This is a genomic window from Saprospiraceae bacterium (assembly GCA_016713025.1).
GTDB lineage: Bacteria > Bacteroidota > Bacteroidia > Chitinophagales > Saprospiraceae > OLB9.
Genome location: JADJPZ010000004.1, coordinates 3,079,014 through 3,104,066, shown reverse-complemented (window position 1 = coordinate 3,104,066; position 25,053 = coordinate 3,079,014). Strand labels below are relative to the sequence as shown.

Sequence of the window (25,053 nt, the reverse complement as noted above, 5' to 3'; positions counted from 1 at the left end):
GTCGTTTAGTTAAAGCCATATTATGAAGCCCTTTCCATCTAAGGGTAGGATTTAGCCTGCCTGCCCAAACGAGGCAGGGACCTTGTTCGTCTCAGTTTCTTATCTACGATGCAGTATTAGCAGGCATCTTGCCTGAGAGTGTACAAAAAAAGGTCATTATATCTAATTTATATATTTTATCAATTCTTATTATGTAAAACAATTCAAAATTTTCAAATAAATTTACAACCGAATTTAATGGAAGGTATGACTTGTCTGATAAAATATATTGGTTTTTGGCTTCTGATATTTTTCAGTGTACCTTTTTTTGCCCAACATGTCCCTGTCATCACCAATTATGACGCTCAGTATTACAAGGCACATCATCAAAATTGGGCAATTGCGCAGGGAAGCGACAAAATGATGTATATTGGCAATACAAACGGCCTTCTGACATTCAATGGAAACTCATGGGAAAACTACAAATTGAATTCCAAAAAGATTGTAAGATCTGTTTTATATCACAAAGACAGGATTTATACCGGTGCTTATGGAGAAGTGGGATATTGGACTAACGAAGACTGTAAAAAGCTAACATACCATAATCTGACGGGATTATTGCCCAAGGGTTTGATTGAAAATGAAGAGATATGGCATATCACTTCGTATGGTGATGTGGTATTTTTTCAGTCATTTTCAGTATTATTGGCTTATGATGGAGTCAGATTCAGGAAAATAGAACTACCCGGAAGCGTCATGTTCCTCCATGTTGCTGAAAAGAAAAAATATATTCAGGTTCTTGACAAAGGAATTTTTTATATCAATGACGATCTTCAGCCGGTCCAGCTGAATGGTTCTGAGTATTTTGCAGACAAAATAGTCACAGCCATACTACCCGGAAAAAGTGCACATTCATTGCTCATCACTACGAATAGCGATGGTGTATTTAAATATGAAAATGGACAATTAACGCCGTGGAAAGCCAGAAATAACCCCTATTTTTCAGAGGTGCAGATCAATAAAGCCCTTAAAATGACCAATGGAGATATTGTGATTGGCACCATAAGAGATGGTTTATTGATTTTCGATGATGAAGGCAATATGAAATTTCGGATTAGTACTGCCAACGGACTTCAGAACAATACCATACTGGCGCTAAAAGAAGATGCCGACCAGAATTTGTGGGTTGGTCTTGATAAAGGTATTTCTTTGATCCATCTGAACGATGATATCCTGCAATACAGAGATGTCAAAGGATTAATAGGTTCTGTTTACACCGCTACTATTTATGACTCCATACTTTACCTTGGAACCAACCAGGGAGTTTATTTTTCCAATCTTAAAACCAGAAGGAATCAGATTTCTCCTCCTGATTTTCAACTCGTTAAAGGTACCCAGGGGCAGACATGGCATCTTTTCCCGGTTCGAAATGGCATATTTTGCGGGCACAACGATGGAAGTTTTCTGATCAGGGGCGATAAAGCCACAAAATTGTCCAATATAACCGGAGGATGGTATAATGAAGTGATCAAAAGAGGCAATCAAAGTTTTATACTGCAGGGCAATTATACGGGCTTATCACTTTTCAGCTTGGACAATGGAAATATCAGTTTCAGTCATAAAATAGAAGGGTATAACAGACCTGTTAAAAAATTTTACATCAAAGGGAATAATTTATGGGTCACTGGTCCTAACAATGGGTTGGCAAAATTATCCATTGATTCCGAATTTCAAAAAGTCAGTTTTTTAAAAAAATACTCCTTCCTCAATGATGATACTAATCATGATAATCTCGATGTCAGTATTTTTAGAAAAAAAATGATCGTTTCAGATGATGAAGCACATTATTATCTTGATGAAGTTAATGATAAGTTACTTCCTTTTTCGGTGATGGAAGGTGAAAACAAAGGGTTTAATATAAGGTCTATTACAGATACCACCTGGCTTAAAATCTATAATGATTATGCTATCAGAATGTATCACGATAAAGCATTAAGAAATTTTCCTTATGCTTTCAATCAGGATTATCATAATATAGCCAATCTGCAAAACGGAGAGTTGCTTTATTGTATGGATGATGGGTTTTTATTGGACAAAGTACATCCTTCAAAGTATAATCTTCATAAAAATGACACCATCATCCACTGTAACATCGTCTACAATGGACAAACATGTACTGCTACATCCAATACAACCATCAAAATTCCAAACACAGCCAAAAATCTAAGTTTTCATTTTTTTGATTTTGATTTTAGAGCAGGTAAGAAGTATGAATACAAATTATTGCCCAACCAAAATGAGTGGAAAGAAATAGAAAAACACAGCTCTATCCCTTTTGCCAATTTAAGTTCAGGCAAGTACATCCTGCAACTTAAAAGGAATGATGATGTTCAAAAAACCGTATCATTTGAGATATTGCCTCCTTGGTATCTTAGTACTCTGGCAAAACTCATTTATCTGGCTTTGGGATTAGTTTTATTTTACTTGCTTAATAAATACTATGACAGAAAACTCAGAGGTCAAAAAATGAGATTTCAACTTGAAAACGACAGACTGGTACGTGAACACCAAATACAACTGGAAAATCAACGACTTCTCAGTGAAAATCAGATTAAAAATAAAGAATTGGCCAATGCCACATTGCAATTAGTGCAAAAAAATGAGATTTTGCAGGAAATCAAAGACGAACTTATTGAAATCAGAAAAACGGGAGACCACATACTTACCGGAAAAGACTTCCAGATGTTCATGAAACAAATCAATGAAAACTTAACTACAAAAAGCGATAAAAAACTATTTGATGTGAGCTTTAATGATGTTCACGAAGTGTTTTTGTCCAAACTTAAAAAAGAGTACCCTGACCTGAGCGCTGATGACTTAAAATTAGCGACTTACTTGCGCATGAATCTTGCTTCAAAGGACATTGCTCCATTATTTAATATTTCCATTCGGGGTCTTGAAAACAAACGATACAGGCTGAGGAAAAAGATGCATTTGCCAACAGAAACAGATGTAAATGATTTTTTTGTGAATTATATTTGAAATCAATACGGGAGATTATTAAAAATGAGCTGAACCATTGATTTTATTAGACTTTTTCAGCCATAAAAATTTAGTTGGCGTAGTCATGGCGTAGTTAAATTCATTACTTTACTTGTATATAATCTTAGATTTGCATCAAGTTCATGTTAACTCAAAACATTTTTGCCAGTCAACATTTTTAAAAGCCGATAGTTTTGATGCAAGAACGATTAATTGATTTTTTTCTTTATTTTCAAAATCATTAAAGTATGTTAAAATTTAAAATTTTATTTTCTATTTGGCTATTGGGGAGCCATGTCCTGTTTTCTCAAACTAAGGTTTCCGGAAATGTTTTTGATCAAAAAACAAATGAGGCTATCATCGGGGCAACAATTGTCAATTTAAAGACAGGCTCGGGAACTGTAACCGATATTGATGGCAGTTTTTCACTTGAAATGACTAAGGGTGATAATTTAGAAGTTTCCTACTTGGGTTATAGTACCTTAAGTTTCACCTACGCAGACGAGCCTAGTCTCTCCTTTGGAATACAGACGTCAAACAATGTTTTGGAAGAAGTGATTGTCGTAGGATATGGTACACAAAAATCGAAAGATTTGACAGGCTCCATAACTACAATAAGAACTGAAGAGATACTCAAGACTCCTTCATCCAATGCAATGCAATCATTGCAAGGTAAAGTGGCAGGATTGCAAATAGTAAGCTCGGGACAACCTGGTAGAGGAGCTACAGTAAGAGTAAGAGGTATCGGTTCTTTTCCGAACAATGCCTTGGGCAATAACGAAAACAACACTTCACCACTATATGTGGTAGACGGTATGTTTTTTGACAACATTGACTTCTTAAGCCCGTCTGATATTGCTACTATATCAGTACTTAAAGATGCATCAGCTGCAGCTATATATGGCGTGAGAGCTGCCAACGGTGTTATATTAATTGAGACTAAATCGGGATCCTTTGAGCAAAAAGCTCAAATAAGCTATGACGGATATACTGGAGTACAGGTCGCTCAAAATGTATTGAGGATGGCAAATGCTGAGCAATTTGTCACCTTTGCAAAAGAGTCCGGATCAGTGGCCGATATTCAATATGTGGATAATGCCATGCAAAGATTTGGTAGAAGTAGAACTAATTTCAATTTGCCTGACGTAAATACCAATTGGTATAAAGAAGTGACTCGTCCAGCCAGAATGCAAAATCATAGTTTGGATGTATCCGGAGGATCTAATAAATCAAACTATTCTTTGGGTCTTAACTATATGGACCAAAATGGTATCTTAAATATGGAAAATTATTATCAACGAATCAATTTAAGAGGAAAAATAAATTTTAAAGCAACGGATTGGATGACTATAGGGTCAAATGTTGTATTCAGCAATGCTACACAACAAAATCCTGAAAATGGTGCATGGGGACAAGCGTATTTTGCAGTGCCAATACTACCGGTATACGACGAAGCCAACACTAAAGCGACTCCTATCAATTTTGCAAGTGCTCAGTCTATAGGATATAGAGATGGCCAAAATCCAATGCCAGCCTTGAATTTTAGTGATTTGAGGGATAAGATCAGGCAAGTCTTAGGCAATATGTTTGTACAAATCGACTTGATGGATGACTTAGAATTCAAATCAGCATATAATTATGCATACTCAGGTACAAATACGAGACAAGCTCGGCTTCCGTACTTTGTTTCTACTGGCTTACAGCGTAATCAATCAAATCTAATCAAAAGAGTGGGTACTGGATTTAATCAAATTTGGGACAATACTCTAACTTACAACAAAAAAGTAAATAATCATAATTTTACAATTCTTGGCGGTACTTCATTTAGGGATGAAGCGTTTGAAACTTTATCGCTAAAAGGCAACGACTTCCCTTATCAAGATAAAAGCACCTGGTATCTGGAAAATAGTACGCCGGTGACAGATATCAAAGATGGAGATGTGGGTGATGGCGGCTCCAGGTTTTATGGAATGTCATACTTTGGACGATTGTCCTACAATTTTAAAAATAAATATATCCTGTATGGTACCTACAGAGCTGATGGCACAAACAAATATCAGGAGAAGTTTGGGTATTTTCCATCTGTGGGCTTAGGATGGGTTGTATCACAAGAAGGTTTCTTTAAGAACAATGTGGTTGATTATCTAAAATTGCGTGGAAGTTGGGGTGTTTTAGGGAATGATAAAGTACCATTTAGTGACGGAAGCAATACTACAAGTTTAGTTACAACAAGCATCAATGACCAATTGGTGACAGGTACAGTTTCATCTAATACGTTCGACTTCTTAAGATGGGAGCGGGTTGCAGAAACAAATGTAGGACTATCTGCCTTTGCATTTGATCAAAAGCTCTCCATTGAAGCCGACTATTATGTAAGAAAAACCAATGATGCTCAAATCAGAATTACTGCACCGCTTACAGGGGCAACTTTTAGAAGGAGTGCCGGTGTCATCCAAAATTCTGGTGTGGAATTAGGTTTGAGATGGAGTGAAAGTTTAACTGAAAATTTTAGGTATGCTATCGGAGGTAACTTTTCAACTCTAAAAAATAAGGTAATAAGTCTATCAGGTCAAGAGTATATAGATGGTGGTACTGCGGAGTTTAGACAAAGATCTATCGTAGGTCAATCACTTTTGGCATTCTATGGCTGGGAAGTAGCAGGGGTATATCAAAATCAAGCAGAAATCGAAGCAGATCCGATTGCTAAAGCCAATAAACTGGAGCCTGGAGATTTTAAATATGTAGATCGCAATGGAGACAAAGTAATTGATGATTTAGATCGAGGTATCATCGGATCATTTCTGCCTAGCTTCACTTATGGTGGTGACATTTCAGTAGGTTATAAAGCGATTGATCTTTCTGTCAATTTTTATGGACAAGGTGGAAATCAGATATTAAATAGAAATAGGGGTCAGGTTATTTTTACGAATGACCAGAATATAGATGCTGACTTAGTAGATAACAGATGGCATGGTGAAGGCACATCTGATTCATACACTTCAGCTAAAGGAAGACGTAAAGGTTGGAATCAAAAAATGAGTACTTTTTTCGTGGAGGATGGCGACTTTTTTAGGATTCAGAATGTGACATTATCTTATACCATTAAAAAAGGTAAATTATTTAATGGTTTGCCTGAGATAAGAATAAATGCTACTGCTGAAAGACCGCTTACACTTTTTGACTACAATGGTTTTAGTCCGGAAGTACAAAACGGTATAGACAACAGCACCCATCCAATACCGGCAATTTATACCATGGGACTCAATATCAAATTTTAATAAATTTAAAAAATAAAGTCATGAAATCGACATAAAAAATAATCATGGTTTATTTTACCTGCACGACTAAAGTGTTCAGGCGGGTACAAACCACAATGATTATTTTTTATTAGCCACGGCGAATTCGATCTGACCATTAAAAAACAAATAAAAATAAAAAGATGAAAAATATAATAAAAAAATATCTTATCCTTACATTTGGAGCGATTTTGATGTTTACATCTTGCTCCGACCTTGTAAATAATCCTTTGGAAAATCAAAATTTTACAGAGTCCATTGATTATACCGATTCTAAAGCTATGATCCAGCCATTAATTGGGGCCTATGCATCATTTCAAAGCAGAGGTTGGGAACAGTTTCCACTTATTGCTGTAAGAGGTGATGATGTCAATCATGGAGGTTTAGGTGACCAACAACCTTTTGCCGATACAGATTTTTATAACTACGACAAGGGCTATTGGATGTACAATTCACTTTGGCAAACCTATTATTCAGACATTTTTAGAATAAATACAGCTATTGAAGAGATTGGAAAGTACAGAGATGCCGGAGGTAATCCGGTTCTTGCAGCGCAATATATAGCTGAGTGTAAGGTCATGCGTTCTTTTCTTTTATTTCAATTGTCAAGGGTTTGGGGTAAAGTCTTTATTCCTATTGGCTCAAAGCCTGAAGAATTGTTAACAGCAACTTCCGTTCCTACAAAGGATGATGTTATGGGATTCATAGCAAAAGAGATGGACGAAGTAGAATCCATACTTCCGGACTTACATCCCAATAAGAGAACAGATGTACCCGGAGGTATTACCAAGTATACTGCTTTAGCTATGAAAGCACTGTCGAGTCAGGAATTAAAACAATATCAAAAAGTAGCCGATGCTACCAGCAAAATTATCGCATCAGGCAAATATGCTCTTCATACTGATTTTTATCAATTATTTAAGGTGCCTGGTAAACTGAGTAATGAAAATTTGCTCGAGTTTCAGTTTTCTGACTTCAAAACCGGAGTAGGTGCCTCAAGAAATTATCTTTGGGCATTCTTTGGACCACAAAGCTGGACACCTGCAGTGGCTACCGCTAATGGTGGATGGGGATTTTATGAACCTACATTAAAGTACATCAAATTTATGCTGGATCGAGGAGAAACTGTAAGGCTGGAGACTTCTGTAATCTTTACCCCGGCAGGTATTGACGAACTAAAGAAAGATCCAAAATACGCAAGTCTTCCGGCTTTTGTCACTAATACAACGAGAGATGGCGATAGATTCAATAATTATCCCAGAGCTAAGTTTGCAAGTGGTAAGTTTTATTTACCTTCCAAGCAGTTGATACCCGGAAGAACCGATTATGGCAGCAACAAAAACCTTACATGTATCAGATATGCAGAGATTTTATTGATGCATGCCGAAGCTATCAAACAAGGTGCCAATAGTACTGGGATATCAGCAGATCAAGCTGTAAATTTGGTCAGATCACGAGCTGGACTCACACCGCTGACCAATGTTACCTTAGATCAAGTAATCAATGAAAAGTATGCTGAGTTAGCCACAGAATGGGGCACCAGATATTATGACATGGTAAGATTAGGAAAATCAAATGAGTTAACACACGAAGGTCGTACATTCACTACTGAAAAGACTTTTCTTCCATATCCTACTGCACAAGTAGATTTATTACCTATTTTGAACAATCCATAATCATTAAATTTTTATAATACAATTTAAATTTTGATAAAATGAAAAATATAAAATCAATTAAAATCTTATCCATAATCATTGGTCTCTTTATAATAGTCATAGGGTGTAAAGATGATTATGATGATATTACTTCACTTACACCTGGAGCTGATGCCACTGTTCACGTAATAAAAATGACTTATCCAGTGGAAGGGACAAAAATTAAGGTTCTTGAGCCTGTGATTTCCATCAATTCGATATTTGAGGTTTCCGATGATATTGAGATCAAAGAAGTAAAAGTAAATTTAGACAATAAAGATGTTACCACAATAAGTCAGTTTAAAGACTATAGAAGATTTGTTGGGGAAATAAAAATAGATGGCATTACAACAGGTCTTCATAAGCTTACTATTAGTGCTACTGACAATTCAGGTAAGACAACTACCCAAGTCGTAAACTTCGAAAAAGAAGCGCCATATACTCCATTATTTGCTGGTGAGACAATGTATGTACCTTTTGACAATGATTATATAGATTTGATCAATTTGAGATCAGGTACAAAAATCGGATCTCCGACATTTGCCAATGAAAGTATCATCAAAGGGTCAGGAGTCAATGCCTATAAAGGTGCTAAGGATGCTTATGTAACATTTCCAACTACGACACTAAAGACTCCTGAATTTTCAGCTACTTTTTGGATGAAAGTCAATGCGAGTCCCGACAGAGCAGGCATATTAGTGATGGGGCCTCCGGATCCGAATAGCACAGCTTTTCAAAATAACAGAAAAAGTGGTTTTAGATTTTTTAGAGAAAACGCGGGAGGCAAGCAACGATTTAAGCTGAATGTAGGTAATGGTACTGCAGATACTTGGGTAGATGGTGGTACTGCGGCTGATGTAGACCCTACTGTAAATGTCTGGAATCATTTTGCTATTACTATATCAAGGACAGAAGCAAGTGTTTATATCAATGGTAAAGTTGTCCGAACAAGTGCTTTAACCGGTGGAGTAAACTGGGATGGTTGTGATGTCTTATCCATCATGTCTGGATTACCAAGATTTACTGAATGGGGGCACGCATCAGATGAGAGTATCATGGATGAATTGAGAATTTATAATAGATCATTATCAGCAAATGATATTGCTAATGTGATAAAAACAGAATCCGGCACTGTCGTAGGTTATGTACCAAAGTATGATGGCGAAAAAATGTATATGAGCTTTGATGAAAGCTTCAAAGATCTACTTTCCAATACTGAAGCTACCAAAGTTGGTAGTCCTACATTAACAGCCACAGATGCGTTCAAAGGAGAAAAGTCATACCAAGGTGCCACAGGAGGCTACTTATCCTTCGCAACAAATGATCTCAAATCAGCTTCTTTTAGTGCTTCGATGTGGATGAGGGTCAATGCTACTCCTGATCGAGCCGGGATCTTAGTAATGGGGCCACCGGATACTGCTAATCCTACAGCTCCAAATAATAGAAAAAATGGTTTTAGATTTTTTAGAGAAAATGCAGGAGGCAAGCAACGTTTTAAGCTGAATGTGGGCAATGGAACAGCTGACAGCTGGGTTGACGGAGGTGCCGCAGCCGATGTTGATCCTGCTCAAAATACTTGGGTTCATTTAGCATTTACAATCAGTCCTGATTCTTCTGCTGTTTTTATAAATGGTAATGTAGCAACCAAAGTCAAAGCAGGACCGGTCAATTGGGATGGGTGTGATATTCTGTCGATCATGTCTGGAGTCCCAAGATTTACAGAGTGGGGTCACATGTCTGATTTAAGTAAACTCGATGAGTTCAGAGTTTTTAACAAAGAATTGTCAAGAGCTGAAGTAAGGAAAATATTTCAAGACGGAAATAAATAATATCTTCTAATAAATAGAGAGTAGTAATTTCAATGTCGCTTAGTTAAGACATCTTTATAAAGTCTTTCCCTTGTAAGGGAAAGATATAGATAGGGTAAAAACAAAGAAAAATTCCTTATTTAAACGACATTGGTAGTAATTTCCTAACATTACTACTCTCTTTTTCACCTATTTAGTATATTTAAGTTTTATATAAATGAAGGTCAAAAATCAAAAAAGCTTGGGTAAATATTTATTGCTTTTTGCACTTTTTAACTTCATTTTTTTTCAAAAATGTTCAAAAAAAGAAAATTTTGAATCCTTTTCTATAAAAAACATTTTTATCGGAGTCCAATCCATTTTATCTTTAAATACTTTAGCAGATGTACAGCTAGATCAATCGATAGTTTGTACATTTTCATCACCGCTGGACATCACAACTGTATCCGGAAATGTTGTGATTACAAAAAACGGTCAAAATGTACCTTTGAATCTTAGTTTTTCTGATCAAAATCAAACCATATCCATAGCTCCAAATACTTTTTGGGATGCAAGGTCTACCTACGTTTTGACCATCAAAAATCAATTGAAAGACAACAATAAAAATTCTTTTCAAGGATATAGCTTTTCATTTTCTACGGTTAACGGAGAGATAAAAGTACAAAGAATTATTTATGGCAATAAAGAAATTGGTAGTTTTGGACAGATATTTGACCTCAATATACAAGATAGTATATTTGTAGAGTTTTCAGCGCCAATAAATAGAATTTCGCTTAATGCTGCCCTTACATTTTCACCATTGAGCTTTCAGGATTTAATTCTAACGCTTAGTAGCAATGAGCAAAAATTAATCATCAAACCAAAACAAAACTTTGATCATTTAAAAAAATATACCTTAAGTATCAATACATCGTTGAAAGGTAAAAATAATGAAAATTTTAATGGCGTATCTCAAGATTTTATTACTGTCATAGACACAGCCCGAAAGTTTCCTGTAATTTCTACTGACGAATTAATCACTAAAGTCCAGAAAGAAACTTTTAAATATTTTTGGGATTATGCACACCCTCAGTCAGGGATGATACGCGAGCGGATTAATTCTGATAACCTGGTAACAACGGGTGGAAGTGGTTTTGGGGTTATGGCAATTATAGTTGGTATCGAAAAAAACTTTATCACCAGGACTGAAGGAATAGGAAGAGTAGACAAAATAGTAAATTTTCTTGAGAAAGCTGACCGATTTCATGGTGTTTGGCCGCATTGGATCAATGGAGTTACAGGTAAAACCATTCCTTTTAGTACAAATGACAATGGAGCGGATTTAGTGGAAACTGCTTTGATGATGCAGGGTTTACTCACTTTCAGGCAATATCTTTCAGACAAAGCACCTCAGAATACGATACTGATAAACAGAATTACAAAGCTTTGGGAAGAGGTAGAATGGACCTGGTTTATACAAGGCAATAATGAAAAGTTATTATGGCATTGGTCACCGGATAAGGGTTTTTTGATCAACCTGCCCATAGCCGGATGGAATGAAAGTCTGATAGTATATGTATTGGCCGCTTCTTCACCAACTTTCCCTATTACAAAGACACTTTATGATAATGCTTGGGCTCGAAAGGGTCAAATGATCAATAACAAATCATTCTTTGGTATTAAATTACCTTTGGGCTATGATTTTGGAGGACCTTTATTTTTCGCTCATTACTCTTTTTTGGGCTTAGACCCCAGAAAACTTTCTGATAAATATGCTAATTATTGGGAGCAAAACACCAACCACAGTTTGATAAATTGGGAATATTGCAAAGCCAACCCCAAAAAATATTCAGGCTATTCGGCATCTTGTTGGGGGCTCACTGCCAGTGACAATCACAAAGGTTATTCAGCTCATTCACCAGGCAATGATTTAGGTGTAATCTCTCCTACAGCAGCACTTTCTTCCATGCCATATACACCTGATGCATCTATCAAAGCTATGGAGTTTTTCTACTATACCTTGGGTGATAAAATATGGAAGGAATATGGTTTTGTCGATGCTTTTAATCTATCTGAAACCTGGTTTGCTTCTTCGCATCTTGCTATTGATCAGGGACCAATCATTATCATGATGGAAAATTATAAAAGTGGACTCTTGTGGCACCATTTTATGAAAGATAAAGACATACTGCAAGGTTTGAAAAAATTGGAATTTAGTAATTAATGTGAAAAAGTAAATAAATATGCGGTTTTATAGTACAGTATTGTTTTTAGTTTTGAGTTGCTTTTCTTGCAATAAAAAAGTACAAACTTCTGCAGATAGCGTTCATAAGAATGTAGGTGAGCACCAAGGTAACTATTCTAATCTCTCTGATAACCAATTGTTGGATCTTGTACAAAAACAGACTATAAAATATTTTTGGGAAGGTGCAGAACCTAACTCAGGCATGGCTTGTGAGCGTGTGCATTTGGATGGTATCTATCCTCAAAATGATCAGCATATCATCACCACAGGTGGTAGTGGTTTTGGTTTTATGGCTATTTTAGCAGGTATAGAAAGAGGCTTTATCAAAAAAGAAGAGGCATTAGACAGATTTTTAAAAAATATTGCTTTTTTAGAAAAAGCGGATCGTTTTCATGGTGCCTGGCCCCACTGGTTGGATGGTAGAACAGGAAAAGTCCAACCATTCAGCAAAAAAGATGATGGAGGGGATCTTGTCGAGACTGCTTTTATGGTTCAAGGTTTGCTTGCCGTAGCGGAATACTTCAATGGCACTAATCCAAAAGAAAAATTACTTGTTTCTAAGATAGATACATTGTGGAGAGGCATAGAATGGAATTGGTACACACAAGGTAAAAATACATTGTACTGGCATTGGTCACCAAACTACGGTTGGGAAATGAACTTTCCGGTTGGTGGATACAATGAATGCCTTATTATGTACATTTTGGCTGCTGCATCACCTACCTTTCCTATCAGCAAAGAAGTATATGAGCAAGGCTGGGCACTACATGGGAATATTAAAAAGGATACTACCTTGTATGGAATAAAAACTGTATTAAATCATTACGAACATTCAAATGATCCGGTAGGGCCACTTTTCTGGGCACATTACTCTTATCTAGGTTTGGATCCAAACGGATTGATAGACCAATTTGCAGATTATGGATTACTCAATAGAAATCATGCACTTATACATCATCAGCATGCTATCAAAAACCCTAATAAATGCAAGGGATACAGCGCATTAAATTGGGGTCTTACATCTAGTTACTCGATGAAGGGATACGCGGGTCATCAGCCCAATGAGGATTTATGTGTAATTTCGCCAACTGCTGCTATTTCATCAATACCTTATACACCCATGGAAAGTATGGCCTTTATTAGGCATTTGTATATCGATAAAAAGGAATACATTGGAGAATATGGACCTTATGATGCTTTCTCAGAACAACATAACTGGTACTTGCCTAGATATCTTGCTATAGATCAAGGCCCAATCCCTGTCATGATCGAAAACTATAGATCAGGATTGCTTTGGAAATTATTTATGCGCAATAATGATGTAAAAACAGGACTCAAACGATTAGGGTTTAAGTATAACAAATAATCAAATAAATTTTTAGAACAATGACAAATAAATCATTTCAATATTTATTGACCCTAATAATGGTCCCAATAATGTTTATTTCTTCTTCAGCTCAAAAGAATATATCAAAAAAAGGAACCGGTCTTACATATTATCAGTCTCTGGGAGCATCAGCCAAAGTAGCCAATTTGATGACCAAAATGACAATAGATGAAAAAATAGGTCAGCTCAATCTTATTACTCCGGGAGGTACTGTCACAGGTGAGATAGTCAGTAAAGATGTAGAATCCAAGATGAAAAATGGTCAGATAGGAGGAATCTTTGGTATCAGAGGTGCCGCAAAAGCCCGTGAAGCGCAGGAAATGGCAGTAAAAAACAGTCGATTGGGTATTCCGATTCTGATAGGCATGGATGTCATCCATGGTCATCAGACTATATTTCCGATACCATTGGGATTATCTTGCACCTGGGATATAGAAATGATTGAACAGTCAGCTCGTATTGCTGCCAGAGAGGCCACAGCTGATGGGATCATGTGGGCATTCAGTCCTATGGTGGACATCGCACGGGATCCCAGATGGGGTAGGATCGCTGAAAGTGCAGGGGAAGATCCTTTCTTGGGTTCAACAATTGCATCGGCTATGGTCAGAGGGTATCAGGGGAAAGATCTGACTGATCCTACTACTATGATGGCTTGTGTGAAGCACTTTGCCCTTTATGGAGCCGCTGAGGGTGGGCGCGATTACAATACAGTGGATATGAGTAAGTTGCGTATGTTTAACGAGTATTTGCCACCATACCATGCAGCGGTCAAAGCAGGTGTCGGTTCAGTCATGACTTCATTCAATGTTGTGGACTATGTACCTGCATCGGGAAGTAAATTTTTATTCACTGATGTTTTACGCAAAAAATGGAAATTTGATGGTTTTGTGGTGACTGACTATACATCTGTACTGGAGATGATAGAACACGGTACCGGTGATTTTCAGGAAGTGTCCCGTCAGTCATTACAGGCCAATGTGGATATGGAAATGGTAGGCGAGGGATTTCTCACTACACTCAAAAAATCGCTGAATGAAGGCAAGGTAACAAACAAGGATATTGATCAGGCTTGTATCCGTATTTTGATGGCCAAAGAAAGATTGGGACTTTTGGATGATCCATATAAGTATTTTGATGAAAAAAGGGCTGCGACAGAAATCATGTCTGCTGAAAACAGGGCATTTGCAAGAAAAGCAGCTGCCGCATCCTTTGTTTTGCTAAAAAATGAAAACAATATACTTCCACTAAAAAAAGGTGTAAAAATTGCATTGGTGGGACCATTGGCAGATAGCCGAAGGAATATGCTGGGTACGTGGAGCGTCTCAGGCGATCACGAAAAGGCAGTCACAGTCATAGAAGGCATCAAAAACCTATCAACAAATCCAACAAATATAATGTATGCCAAAGGTGCCAACATCTCCGATGATAGAGATTTCGCAAAACGCGTCAATGCTTTTGGCGAAGAGATAGTGATAGATGCCCGACCCGCTGACGAAATGATCAGAGAAGCTATCGAAGTCGCTCAAAAGTCAGATGTCATCGTAGCGGTCATGGGTGAAGCGGCTGATATGTCAGGTGAGGCTTCCAGCATGACAGATATCAGTTTACAACCTTCACAAAAAAAATTGTTGGCAGCTTTGAAAGCCACAGGCAAGCCGGTAGTCATGGTTTTGTACAACGGTCGACCCATGGTGATCGCTGATGAGATGAGAGATATGAATGCAGTGCTTGAAGTATGGTGTGGTGGAACAGAAGGTGGCAATGCAGTGGCAGATGTTATCTTTGGTGATGTCAATCCCGGTGGAAAACTGACCACATCTTTTCCTGTCAATGTAGGCCAAATACCAGTGTATCACAGTGTGCTCAATACAGGCAGGCCTAATTTACCGCATCAACCCAAATTCAGAACCAATTATCTGGATGCACCCAATGAGCCACTTATACCATTCGGTTACGGATTGTCGTATACAACATTTGAATATGGAAAACCTGACATCAGCGCAACAAAAATGACTAAAGGCAAAACCCTTACTGTCACAGTCACCGTAAAAAATACCGGAAAAGTCGCAGGACATGAAGTTGTGCAGATGTACATTCGGGATGTTGTGGGAAGTATCAGCAGACCCGTTAAGGAGCTGAAAGGATTTCAGAAGATCTTTCTACAGCCTGGCGAAAGCAAGAAGGTAATGTTTACTATTGATGAAGATCTATTGAAGTTTTATAATGAATTGCTGGAATATAAAACCGAAAAAGGAGAGTTTCAAGCTATGGTGGGAACCAATTCGCGCGATGTTCAATCAGTAAGCTTTATTTTGGAATAAACGTCAAAATTATACTCAAAATAAAGTGGTTTGCGAAAAACTCATCTACTATTGTATTAAGAGTATGTTTAAAGTTTCATCATTTGGCTCCAAGCGGCAAATTTTATTTTCTGTTGCGTTATATTTTTTGTTGTAGCAACCAGCTACGACTGCAAAATATGCCTTACATAAAATTAAATTTGCTCACTTTCGCTCAAACATGAAAATTTAAACATACTCTAATTTTGAGTATAATGGCGACAGAATTATTAGAAAAATTAATTCTCGTCTGTATATTTGGTAGGGTACTATACCATTTTTTAGACATACTTACTTTTAAGCTATGGGTATGACTAAAATCATTGCCCGATTTATTTTAGTATTGTAGGTAGAAATAATTTTAATTTTTAGTTTTACTCTTCAAACCATATTCGATACTACATTATGTCAAAAAAAAGTAATCAAATCAGCGAAACCAAGGCACTCGCCAATAAAAAGGTCAGACTTGTCAATCAAGGTGATATATCATTGATTTCTGACGATCAAACAGCCCAGACGGCAGATACTGTCAATAGAAAAATAAGGAAAAAACTGATTCAGAATGCCGTTGTACTTAATGATAAATTGGGTACTGTTCCTGATGATCAAAAATTAGAAACAGCCAGAATTTTTTTGAAAAACTATTCAGAAAGTGAACGAAAATTTATTCTCGAGACTTTAATGGAAGAATACAAATCTACTTCAAAAATACTTAACAAAGATTTGATTCTTACAGAAAAGTGGCAGGATGGAGGCTATCCTTACAAATATCTCATGTCCCGCAAAAACTATGAAATGTACAAGTACCAGCTTCAGGTCGAATTGCTCAAACTTCAGGCCTGGGTGAAAAATACCGGAGCAAGGGTCATTATACTCTATGAAGGACGTGATGCTGCGGGTAAAGGAGGTACGATCAAACGAATCATGGAACACCTCAATCCAAGGGGCGCAAGGGTGGTAGCACTTGAAAAACCTACCGAAGAAGAAAGAGGACAATGGTATTTCCAAAGATATATCAAACATCTTCCTACTAAAGGTGAGATTGTACTCTTCGACCGTTCCTGGTACAACAGAGCAGGAGTAGAAAGAGTAATGGGTTTTTGTACCAATGAAGAGTATCTTGAATTTATGAGACAAGCCCCTGAATTTGAAAGAAATCTGGTGCGAAGTGGTATCACCCTGATTAAATTTTGGTTTTCAGTAAGTCGTGATGAACAAAAGAGAAGATTTAAAGACCGTGAAACCCACCCTTTGAAACAATGGAAACTATCACCTATAGATAAAGCGTCACTCAACAAGTGGGATGAATATACTGAAGCCAAAGAAAAAATGTTTTATCATACGGACACTTCTGATGCTCCCTGGACCGTGGTAAAATCCGATTGTAAAAAAAGGGCCAGGCTCAATGCTATGAGGTTTTTTCTTCACAAGATCCCCTACGATAATAAAGATACTGCCACCATCGGCAAAATCGACCCTTTGATTGTGGGCAGATCCAATATGATATACGAAATGGGGAGGCTGTATTAGGCAATTCTTAGCAAGTTTGCTTTCGTACAAAAGAAATGGTGAAAGTCATGGATTTTGAAGACTCAACTCTTGTAACGCCTTCTGAAATAAAATAAGATCAGGGATAGGATAATAATAAACGGCCAAAATTGAATCAAGCCTAAGGTAAAGGATACAACCATATTCCATCCATCTGAGATTGCATTTTTAAGTTTACTGAAGAATGGCGTTTCAGATACAAACTGTTTGGTCTGATAAAATGTAACATGGATAGTACTCATCGAAGTTTGATTCTGTAGATATTTTAATCGTCCTTCGATGGATTCTATTTCAGTACGAATACTTCCCAATTCTGACTCTATTTTTAAGATGTCATCCACTTTTGCTGCTTTTGACAGGATTTGAATGTATCTTTTTTCGATTTCTTTTTTGGCAGTGAGTCGGGCTGCTACATCCACAAATTCTTCGCTTACATCCTGAACAGACATGTTTTTTGATTCAGTTTTTTTGGCATGTAGTGTGATTTGATCTATGAGTGTATCAAACTTGTCAGAAGGTATTCTCAGGGTCATGGTTTGATCTGTACGATGGTGATATGCAGTGGTTTGATCGGAGGAGACATACCCGTTGACTTCAGCAACCAGCTTTTTGATGAGTTTTGCAGAAGCAGGTAGATCATCGGATTCAAATGTCAGAGTACCTGTTTTGATCAGCTTTCTTGTATTTTGAAAAACTTCTTCAGATTTAGCAGGTTCTGCAGTTCGAGTACCGTTCACTTCTTCTTCTAAAACAAGGTCATTTAAATCTACCTTCGGTGACTCAGCACTTTGATTTTTACAGGCCGTGACTCCTATCAACATAGTCATAAAAGTAAGCAACAGGAAATGTTTCATGGTGTTCTATTTATCAGTGAATTATGAAAGGAAAGATGAGAAGGCAGAGTCTTTTGGTGCACTAAGATCGACTCTTAACAATTTGTAAGCATTATTGAAGGACTATTAACAATTTTGATCAGACTTCAACAGACATTTTAAGTCAAAAAAACGTTTACTATTTTAGAAGGAGGATTTATACAATTTTATAACTAAAGCTACATGTTCATTACTAACTTATTAAAATCCAAAAAATGACTAGAAAAGAAGAATATAATATAGGTTTGGTTCTTTCCGGCGGAGGATTCCGAGGAGTAGCCCACATCGGTGTACTGAAAGCCATGGAAGAAAGCGGTATTAGACCAGATATTGTTTCAGGAGTGAGTGCCGGAGCACTGGTTGCAGCATGTTATGCATCCGGTCTCAGTTGTGAAGATATGTTAAACCTGTTCAAAAGACCAAGACTTTTTTCATTGGCGCACTATTCCTATAAAAAACCGGGACTTCTTGATTCTGACAAAATGATAGTTTATATCAATGAATATATAAAGCAACAAACCTACGAAGAACTGGAAATGCCTTTATATATTTCCGCTACTGATATGCTCAGAGGCAAATTAGTTACATTTTCAAGTGGCCCACTCAATAAAGCCGTATTAGCATCCTGTGCTTTTCCATTTATTTTTTCACCGGTTTGGCTTGATGATACCTACTATAGCGATGGTGGTATTATCAATAATTTTCCTGTAGAACCATTGATAGGAAAGTGTAAAAAAATAATCGGAGTATACGTAAACCCATTGAATGAAATACCTGCTGGTGATCTTAATACTTCGTTGAAAGTATTGCAACGAGCTTTTAGTATAAGCACTACATCAACACCATATCTAAAATTTCAGCACTGTGACCTCATTATTGAACCAAGAGAATTATCCAAATTCAATCTTTTTGACCGTAGGAATATCGATCATATATATCAATTAGGATATCAGGAAGGGTTGAAAATGCTGGAAAAAATGAAAAGCCAGGAATCAGCTTTGGAATATACATCATAAACATTGGTGTATCCCATTTTTGCACTAAAATTGTCTAAGCTGCCCGCTACCCTCAATCCCTAAAGAGCCTGTCAAGCTAAGCTTGAGACGTCCCACCCAAATTCTCCTAATAAAAGCGCTGCATTCCCCTTTAGTTATACCGTTGATTTTATAATATTTGGCGGTGTTTTTTATTACCAAGTTCAAACAAATTTATATGTTTGCACTTGGTAATGGTTTTGATCTCGTGCGCAACTCTTCAATTGAGTTTTGAGACTCTTCCATTGCCTTTTTTATTTTATTTTCTGCTCTTCGAGAAACTGGTGCGTTTTGCATCTTTTCTAGCTCTGCCTTATAATCTGCGGTTTCTTTTTCCAACTTCTCTATTTGCTGATCTGCGTCTACTGGTTTGTTTTTTTGTGTTTTAGGTTTTGATGAATCGTATGCCTCTTTGTTTGTAAGCATACCATAGATCACTCTTGTTAACTTGTTCATTATTACACCTAAAGCATCGTTATAGGTCTTACCTTTCGCTCTTTGATTTGAATATACCTCTTTAAAATAAGGGTCATACATAATCGCATTTTTAGCTACCATGTATATTGTACCCCTATATGAACTACTTCCTTTTTTTGCTCATTTTAGGTTTCTTTGATATATCACCACTTGTATGGTTTTCTGGGTGTACTCCAAAATAGCAACAAAGTGATGCGGCACTGTTAAATCGATTTATATCTTCTATTTCTATGCTTAATGACACTGCTGACTCGATGCCGCAACCAGGAATTGTGACTAATAAATCCGCTAAGTCGTTGGCTCCGTGTTTAGCAAGTTCTGATTGAAGTTCTTTGATCTGGGTGGAGTATAAGTTAATAGTTTGGGCCAATGTTTTAATATTCAGCTCAGTAAGTATCGTATTACCCGACCCTGAATCTAGCTTCACCGCTTTTTGGATGGCCTCAGCCTTCTCCATGGTTAACCCTTTGATTTTAGCCAATGAAGCTGTTTTCGCATTTAATATCTTTGCCTTTGATGGATACTTTTGAAGTACTTTATACATGTATTTTGGCATGCCATTTTTACTAAAAGTTAAAAGACCAGGAATACAACTATACACTACTTTCTCAAGTTGGTTGATATTTCTCGTCTTTTGTTTAATAAATCCTTGTATAGTTTTGTGCATCTGTTTCGCAGTATAAAAATGTAAGGATCTAGGCTTGGCTTTCTCTAGTTCCTCATAATTTTCAGATACATGCCTAGCTATAATTTCACTACTGATGGCGTCATTAATATTGCGATGCATATTCTTTTTTGACTCATGATGTGTCCGCAACGGATTAATCCTGAACATGATGATTCGCTTATCAAAACTTACCAATTGATTATACCAATTGTTTTCATACCCACCGGTACTTTCAATAGCCAAATAAATTTTATCAATAGACAAAAGTGCCTGTGATAAGACTTTTTGAGTTCATCAAGACCGGATTGATTATCAATAAAATTCATCCTGCGATTGGTAAATTCATTACCCTTGGAAATTAAACTGAAATCACAATAACCTTTACTTGCGTCCAGTCCTCCAAATCCAACTTTCATACATAAATTACTTTAAAATGTGTTAAAAAAAGTGTCAAGCCTTACATTCCCTTATGTTATACGATATCAATGTATCAAGTTATACCTCATGATTAAGCTTGGCGAAAGGGACACTAAAGGACGATATCTAAGTATCAAGGGGTGTTCCCCTTCAACCGCCAAGTTATAAATTATTTGTTTATCTTGAAACCATTAATTTTTAAAATGCAAACATATAAGGGGGCAGGGGTAAGAAAAGCCAAATTACCTTCCCAATAACCCTCATTCCCTTAAGAGCCTGTCAAGCTACGCTTGAGACGTCCCACCCTTTAACTCTTAACTAATAGGATAATCCACTAAATTGGAAACTTAAAAATTATATAATATAGTGCAATTTAGGGATACACCCATAAACATCCGCACAACGCTATTTTCAACTTCTTGTACCAAAAATAGCACTACCTATTCTTACCATTGTAGAACCTTCAGCAATAGCTTCTTTATAGTCGCCGGACATGCCCATAGATATCTCACAAAATGCACTGTTGGTTGGAAAATATTCCTTTTTCAACAAAGTGAATATATCCTTTAAGCTTTTGAATTCTCTTCTCACCTGATCGATCTCGTCAGTAAATGATGCCATACCCATCACACCCCTTATTTCCACACCTGACAAAGGATTGGTTTTTAGTATCTCAAGCATGTCTTTTGCTTCTGATATATCCAGGCCAAATTTTGTCTCTTCTGTGGCAATGTGAAACTGGAGCAAAACCTGAATCATCCTTTTATTTTTAAGGGCCTCTTTATCAATTATTTTGAGGAGGTCAAAGCTATCCACTGATTCTATCATGGCCACAAAAGGAGCAATATACTTTACCTTATTGGATTGCAGATGTCCTATGAGATGCCATTTAATATCTTTGGGCAGCACCTCATATTTGGGTACAAGCTCCTGCACTTTGTTTTCTCCAAATATCCTTTGTCCCTGATCATATAACTTTACAATCTCTTCAATAGGTTTGGTTTTTGAAACAGCTACAAGTGTTACATGATGTTTGTTGGTAAGATTGACAATCTCCTGATACATTTGTTTTTTCTAACTTTTCAGATGGCACCAGATTTATTTTGTAAACAGACCATGAATTTCGGCTTCCACCTTCTCTATGATTAATCCAAAGTCTTCAGGATTATTTTTAAAATCCAGATTATCATTATTGATGACCAGTAGATTGCCCAAGGTATAGCCTCCTATCCATTTTTCATATCGTTCATTGAGCTTTTTGAGATAATCAAGGCTCATATTACCCTCATAATCGCGACCCCGGGTATGTATATGGTGTACCAATTTAGGAATGCCTGATCTAAGATAAATAAGCAAATCAGGTGGTTCCACCTGTGATGACATCAACCTGAAAAGCTCAATATAGTTGGCAAAATCACGTGATGACATGAGCTGCATATCGTGGAGGTTTGGAGCAAAAATATTTGCGTCTTCATATATAGTTCTATCCTGCACCACCGTTTTTAAGCCGTTCCGTATATCTAGCACCTGCTGATATCTGCTATTTAAAAAATATATCTGGAGATTAAATGACCATCGGTTCATGTCTTCATAAAAATCACTGAGATAAGGATTGGTAGTGGTATCTTCAAATTGAACTTCCCATCCATAATGTTTTGCAAGCATTTCAGTCAACGTAGTCTTACCCGCTCCGATATTGCCTGCTACGGCTATGTGTTTGAGATTGCTCATGAACTTAAAATTCTCAGATTTATACGATTTATTTTGCTTGATTTCGAGAATAACCCGATTATCAGTAAAAACCTCCAAAAGTAGTGATTAGATTCAAATTTTGGCATTTTGACGAGTGAAAACTCTATGTTGTCTAAAAAAAAGTAGCTGATAACATTATTGGACTTATCTTAGCGGTCTGAATTTTTAAAATAATTAATCATATACTGACGGTGCCATGGTTGAAAAAATGATCACGCTCGAAAAAATTTCAAAATCCTACAAAATGGGTGATGAAATCATAAATGCTTTAAAAAGTATATCACTCACTATCAGTAAAAATGAGTACGTAGCACTTATGGGGCCATCCGGTTCAGGAAAATCCACGCTGATGAACATATTAGGTTGTCTCGACAGTCCAACTTCCGGAAAATATATCCTCAATGATATAGATGTCAGTCTCATGTCAGACAGCGATCTCGCAGAGGTGAGAAACAAGCAGATAGGTTTTGTATTTCAGACATTCAACTTACTCCCTAGACTTTCTGCTCTTGATAACGTAGCATTGCCTCTGGTTTATGCAGGTTTTAGTAAAGAAAAAAGAATAGAAAAAGCCGAAGAAGCATTAGGTAAAGTTGGCCTCAGTGACAGGATGATGCATAAGCCCAATGAACTTTCAGGCGGTCAGAGACAAAGAGTCGCCATCGCCCGGGCTTTGGTCAATGACCCGGCTATCATACTCGCTGACGAACCGACAGGTAACCTGGATACAAAAACTTCCGTAGAGATCATGGGAATATTTGAACGTATCCATCAGGCTGGAAATACGGTCATCATAGTGACTCACGAGCCTGATATCGCTGATCATGCCCATCGAATCGTCCGATTGAGGGATGGACTGGTAGAGACAGACTATTTAAATACCAATATCATCAGTGTCGATGATCCAAACCATCACTATAAGGTCAAAGGGATTTGATTGGAATTTTCTTTTTATATAGTATCAAAACAACAATTTTGATTTTTCTGTTTGATCAATCAAATAAAAAAAAATATTAAACGTCCAAGGCTATGGGATGGATGAAGCGATAGCGAATCTATCATCATAGCCCTTGTTCTATCACGTTTTTTGTTTCGATTTGTTCCAATTCCTTGTTGATTATTTGCATTTCTTCTTCAATATCGAAGTCGTTTTGAAGTCCAAGCCAAAATTTGGATGAAGTTCCAAAGAACTTTGAAAGTCTTAAGGCAGTGTCGGCTGTTATCCTTCTTCGACCTTTTAGGATTTGGCTTGTTCTTGTTTGTGGTACACCGATGGCTTGAGATAGTTTATAAGCTGTAATGCCCATTGGTTTAAGGAATTCTTCTTCAAGAATTTCACCTGGATGTATATTGTTTAACTTACTCATGATAATCTGTTATTTGAACGTTTTTAGCGTTATTACTTTCCCAATTAAATATGATTCTCCACTGATCATTGATTCGAATGCTATAAAAGTCTGATAGTTCACCTTTGAGTTTTTTTAAGCGGTTTGCTGGTGGAATTCTTAGATCATTGAAGTTTTCTGCGTTATTGATCATCCTAAGCTTTCTACGAGCTACTTGTTGGATTTCGGTTGGCAATACTTTTGACTTTTCGCCTTCCCAAATCTTTTCCGTTTCCTTGTCTGCAAAACTATTTATCAAACTTTTTTTATTATTAACGCATTAAGTTAGTAATTAGTTGCGATACTGCCAAATGTTTTTGTGGTATTCTCTTTTATAATGTGATAGAACTAACTGATTGGCGCCATTCCGACAAATCCAGTGCTAAATAACTAAGAAAATTTCTATTGTGCATTATCTTATTTTAAACCTATTAATTCTACTTTGTCAACTTAGGAATTATCAGGAAAATCTTCATACAGGTTATCAGTTTGATTATTTTTAAAGTGCCGTTGAATATCCTTTTCTCGCTGTATGTGCCTGTGGAGCATCTGTATTATTTCATCTTCCATGCTTACACCTTGAGACAGGAGTAAAGCAATAGTCTGCAGCCTGACATCTCTTGCTGATAGTAGTGGTATTCCTTCCTTTTTTCCCTGCCGCTTTTTGAGAATAAAATGCATGGCCATCATCACTAATGCCATGTGGTGATACCATGAATTGTATTTTCTCACCTGATAGTCGGCCATTCCTAACTCTCCTATATTATCTTGAAACGATCGCTCAATCCAATATCTCTGACCTTGCATGTAAGCTAATTCTTCAATGCTTTTTTCCTCTATTGTAAAGTTACTCAACGAGAATTTTATTTTGTTACTATCCTTTCTTATGATCAGTGTCCTTTTCTGAGGTTTTTCCGATTTAGTATCCCAGACCCATACTGTTTGGATATGGAACAAGGCTTTGAGCCAACCTTTCGTACCTTTGCGCCATTCTACTTGGGTGAAATCATTCTTAATCAATGTTTTATAGTAATCTTCTACTTTTACTGACTTTTGTTCATTGGTTAATTTAACGATCTGTTTACCCTTTTTTGTCACTCGCTTTTCAACCAACACTTCCGGTTCTGTAAGG

The 25,053-nt window shown here is 36.9% G+C and carries 19 protein-coding genes; 10 read left to right on the top strand and 9 right to left on the bottom strand.

Features of this window, described 5'->3' with window-relative positions:
• The first annotated feature begins 246 nt into the window (after nt 1-246).
• The 8 genes from IPK35_19545 (at nt 247) to ppk2 (ending at nt 17,299) form a co-directional block, all read left to right on the top strand.
• Entirely contained in the window at nt 247-3,021 is a 2,775-nt protein-coding gene (locus IPK35_19545) for a hypothetical protein (protein ID MBK8055405.1), read from the top strand.
• A gap of 248 nt (nt 3,022-3,269) precedes the next feature.
• The gene (locus tag IPK35_19540) at nt 3,270-6,299 is read left to right on the top strand and encodes a TonB-dependent receptor (protein ID MBK8055404.1); all 3,030 of its coding nucleotides are present in this window, start codon (nt 3,270-3,272) and stop codon (nt 6,297-6,299) included.
• Nucleotides 6,300-6,460: 161 nt separating this feature from the next.
• Complete coding sequence (locus tag IPK35_19535) at nt 6,461-7,993, top strand: RagB/SusD family nutrient uptake outer membrane protein (GenBank protein ID MBK8055403.1); 1,533 nt, start codon at nt 6,461-6,463, stop codon at nt 7,991-7,993.
• Nucleotides 7,994-8,031: 38 nt separating this feature from the next.
• Nucleotides 8,032-9,840 carry a LamG domain-containing protein gene (locus tag IPK35_19530; GenBank protein MBK8055402.1) on the top strand — a complete coding sequence of 603 codons (1,809 nt, stop codon included), beginning with the start codon at nt 8,032-8,034 and terminating at the stop codon, nt 9,838-9,840.
• 196 nt (nt 9,841-10,036) lie between these two features.
• The gene (locus IPK35_19525) at nt 10,037-12,022 is read left to right on the top strand and encodes an Ig-like domain-containing protein (protein MBK8055401.1); all 1,986 of its coding nucleotides are present in this window, start codon (nt 10,037-10,039) and stop codon (nt 12,020-12,022) included.
• Between the two features lie 19 nt (nt 12,023-12,041).
• Nucleotides 12,042-13,409, top strand: a complete 1,368-nt coding sequence (locus IPK35_19520) for a beta-glucosidase (protein MBK8055400.1) — start codon at nt 12,042-12,044, stop codon at nt 13,407-13,409.
• Nucleotides 13,410-13,468: 59 nt separating this feature from the next.
• Entirely contained in the window at nt 13,469-15,751 is a 2,283-nt protein-coding gene (gene bglX / locus IPK35_19515; protein MBK8055399.1) for a beta-glucosidase BglX, read from the top strand.
• Between the two features lie 423 nt (nt 15,752-16,174).
• The gene (gene ppk2, locus IPK35_19510; GenBank protein MBK8055398.1) at nt 16,175-17,299 is read left to right on the top strand and encodes a polyphosphate kinase 2; all 1,125 of its coding nucleotides are present in this window, start codon (nt 16,175-16,177) and stop codon (nt 17,297-17,299) included.
• Between the two features lie 62 nt (nt 17,300-17,361).
• Here the strand turns inward: ppk2 and IPK35_19505 are convergent, their stop codons facing one another.
• Nucleotides 17,362-18,171: a DUF4349 domain-containing protein gene (locus tag IPK35_19505; GenBank protein MBK8055397.1), complete on the bottom strand. Its 810-nt coding sequence runs from the start codon at nt 18,169-18,171 to the stop codon at nt 17,362-17,364.
• Nucleotides 18,172-18,404: 233 nt separating this feature from the next.
• Here IPK35_19505 and IPK35_19500 point away from each other — a divergent pair, with 233 nt between their 5' ends.
• The gene (locus IPK35_19500) at nt 18,405-19,205 is read left to right on the top strand and encodes a patatin-like phospholipase family protein (GenBank protein MBK8055396.1); all 801 of its coding nucleotides are present in this window, start codon (nt 18,405-18,407) and stop codon (nt 19,203-19,205) included.
• 192 nt (nt 19,206-19,397) lie between these two features.
• Here the strand turns inward: IPK35_19500 and IPK35_19495 are convergent, their stop codons facing one another.
• The 5 genes from IPK35_19495 to IPK35_19475 form a co-directional block, all read right to left on the bottom strand.
• Complete coding sequence (locus IPK35_19495; GenBank protein MBK8055395.1) at nt 19,398-19,760, bottom strand: hypothetical protein; 363 nt, start codon at nt 19,758-19,760, stop codon at nt 19,398-19,400.
• 43 nt (nt 19,761-19,803) lie between these two features.
• Nucleotides 19,804-20,610: a transposase gene (locus IPK35_19490; GenBank protein ID MBK8055394.1), complete on the bottom strand. Its 807-nt coding sequence runs from the start codon at nt 20,608-20,610 to the stop codon at nt 19,804-19,806.
• Nucleotides 20,556-20,783, bottom strand: coding sequence for a hypothetical protein (locus tag IPK35_19485; protein ID MBK8055393.1), 228 nt, complete (start codon nt 20,781-20,783; stop codon nt 20,556-20,558). Before IPK35_19485 ends, IPK35_19490 begins: the two co-directional genes overlap by 55 nt.
• Nucleotides 20,784-21,195: 412 nt before the next feature.
• Entirely contained in the window at nt 21,196-21,849 is a 654-nt protein-coding gene (locus IPK35_19480) for a YggS family pyridoxal phosphate-dependent enzyme (GenBank protein ID MBK8055392.1), read from the bottom strand.
• 33 nt (nt 21,850-21,882) lie between these two features.
• Nucleotides 21,883-22,515 (bottom strand): deoxynucleoside kinase, encoded by a 633-nt coding sequence (locus IPK35_19475; GenBank protein MBK8055391.1) that lies wholly within the window; start codon nt 22,513-22,515, stop codon nt 21,883-21,885.
• Between the two features lie 229 nt (nt 22,516-22,744).
• Here IPK35_19475 and IPK35_19470 point away from each other — a divergent pair, with 229 nt between their 5' ends.
• Entirely contained in the window at nt 22,745-23,473 is a 729-nt protein-coding gene (locus tag IPK35_19470; protein MBK8055390.1) for an ABC transporter ATP-binding protein, read from the top strand.
• Nucleotides 23,474-23,597: 124 nt separating this feature from the next.
• Here the strand turns inward: IPK35_19470 and IPK35_19465 are convergent, their stop codons facing one another.
• From IPK35_19465 to IPK35_19455, 3 genes are all read right to left on the bottom strand, one after another.
• Entirely contained in the window at nt 23,598-23,903 is a 306-nt protein-coding gene (locus IPK35_19465; protein MBK8055389.1) for a HigA family addiction module antidote protein, read from the bottom strand.
• Nucleotides 23,896-24,180, bottom strand: coding sequence for a type II toxin-antitoxin system RelE/ParE family toxin (locus IPK35_19460; GenBank protein MBK8055388.1), 285 nt, complete (start codon nt 24,178-24,180; stop codon nt 23,896-23,898). Before IPK35_19460 ends, IPK35_19465 begins: the two co-directional genes overlap by 8 nt.
• A gap of 191 nt (nt 24,181-24,371) precedes the next feature.
• Complete coding sequence (locus tag IPK35_19455) at nt 24,372-25,034, bottom strand: hypothetical protein (protein MBK8055387.1); 663 nt, start codon at nt 25,032-25,034, stop codon at nt 24,372-24,374.
• Nucleotides 25,035-25,053 lie beyond the last annotated feature (19 nt).

Coding starts and splice junctions, on each gene's coding strand:
- IPK35_19545 (MBK8055405.1), top strand. CDS start 247: ATGACTTGTCTGATAAAATATATTGGTTTTTGGCTTCTGATATTTTTC.
- IPK35_19540 (MBK8055404.1), top strand. CDS start 3,270: ATGTTAAAATTTAAAATTTTATTTTCTATTTGGCTATTGGGGAGCCAT.
- IPK35_19535 (MBK8055403.1), top strand. CDS start 6,461: ATGAAAAATATAATAAAAAAATATCTTATCCTTACATTTGGAGCGATT.
- IPK35_19530 (MBK8055402.1), top strand. CDS start 8,032: ATGAAAAATATAAAATCAATTAAAATCTTATCCATAATCATTGGTCTC.
- IPK35_19525 (MBK8055401.1), top strand. CDS start 10,037: ATGAAGGTCAAAAATCAAAAAAGCTTGGGTAAATATTTATTGCTTTTT.
- IPK35_19520 (MBK8055400.1), top strand. CDS start 12,042: ATGCGGTTTTATAGTACAGTATTGTTTTTAGTTTTGAGTTGCTTTTCT.
- bglX (MBK8055399.1), top strand. CDS start 13,469: ATGGTCCCAATAATGTTTATTTCTTCTTCAGCTCAAAAGAATATATCA.
- ppk2 (MBK8055398.1), top strand. CDS start 16,175: ATGTCAAAAAAAAGTAATCAAATCAGCGAAACCAAGGCACTCGCCAAT.
- IPK35_19505 (MBK8055397.1), bottom strand. CDS start 18,171: ATGAAACATTTCCTGTTGCTTACTTTTATGACTATGTTGATAGGAGTC.
- IPK35_19500 (MBK8055396.1), top strand. CDS start 18,405: ATGACTAGAAAAGAAGAATATAATATAGGTTTGGTTCTTTCCGGCGGA.
- IPK35_19495 (MBK8055395.1), bottom strand. CDS start 19,760: ATGTATGACCCTTATTTTAAAGAGGTATATTCAAATCAAAGAGCGAAA.
- IPK35_19485 (MBK8055393.1), bottom strand. CDS start 20,783: ATGAAAGTTGGATTTGGAGGACTGGACGCAAGTAAAGGTTATTGTGAT.
- IPK35_19480 (MBK8055392.1), bottom strand. CDS start 21,849: ATGTATCAGGAGATTGTCAATCTTACCAACAAACATCATGTAACACTT.
- IPK35_19475 (MBK8055391.1), bottom strand. CDS start 22,515: ATGAGCAATCTCAAACACATAGCCGTAGCAGGCAATATCGGAGCGGGT.
- IPK35_19470 (MBK8055390.1), top strand. CDS start 22,745: ATGATCACGCTCGAAAAAATTTCAAAATCCTACAAAATGGGTGATGAA.
- IPK35_19465 (MBK8055389.1), bottom strand. CDS start 23,903: ATGAGTAAGTTAAACAATATACATCCAGGTGAAATTCTTGAAGAAGAA.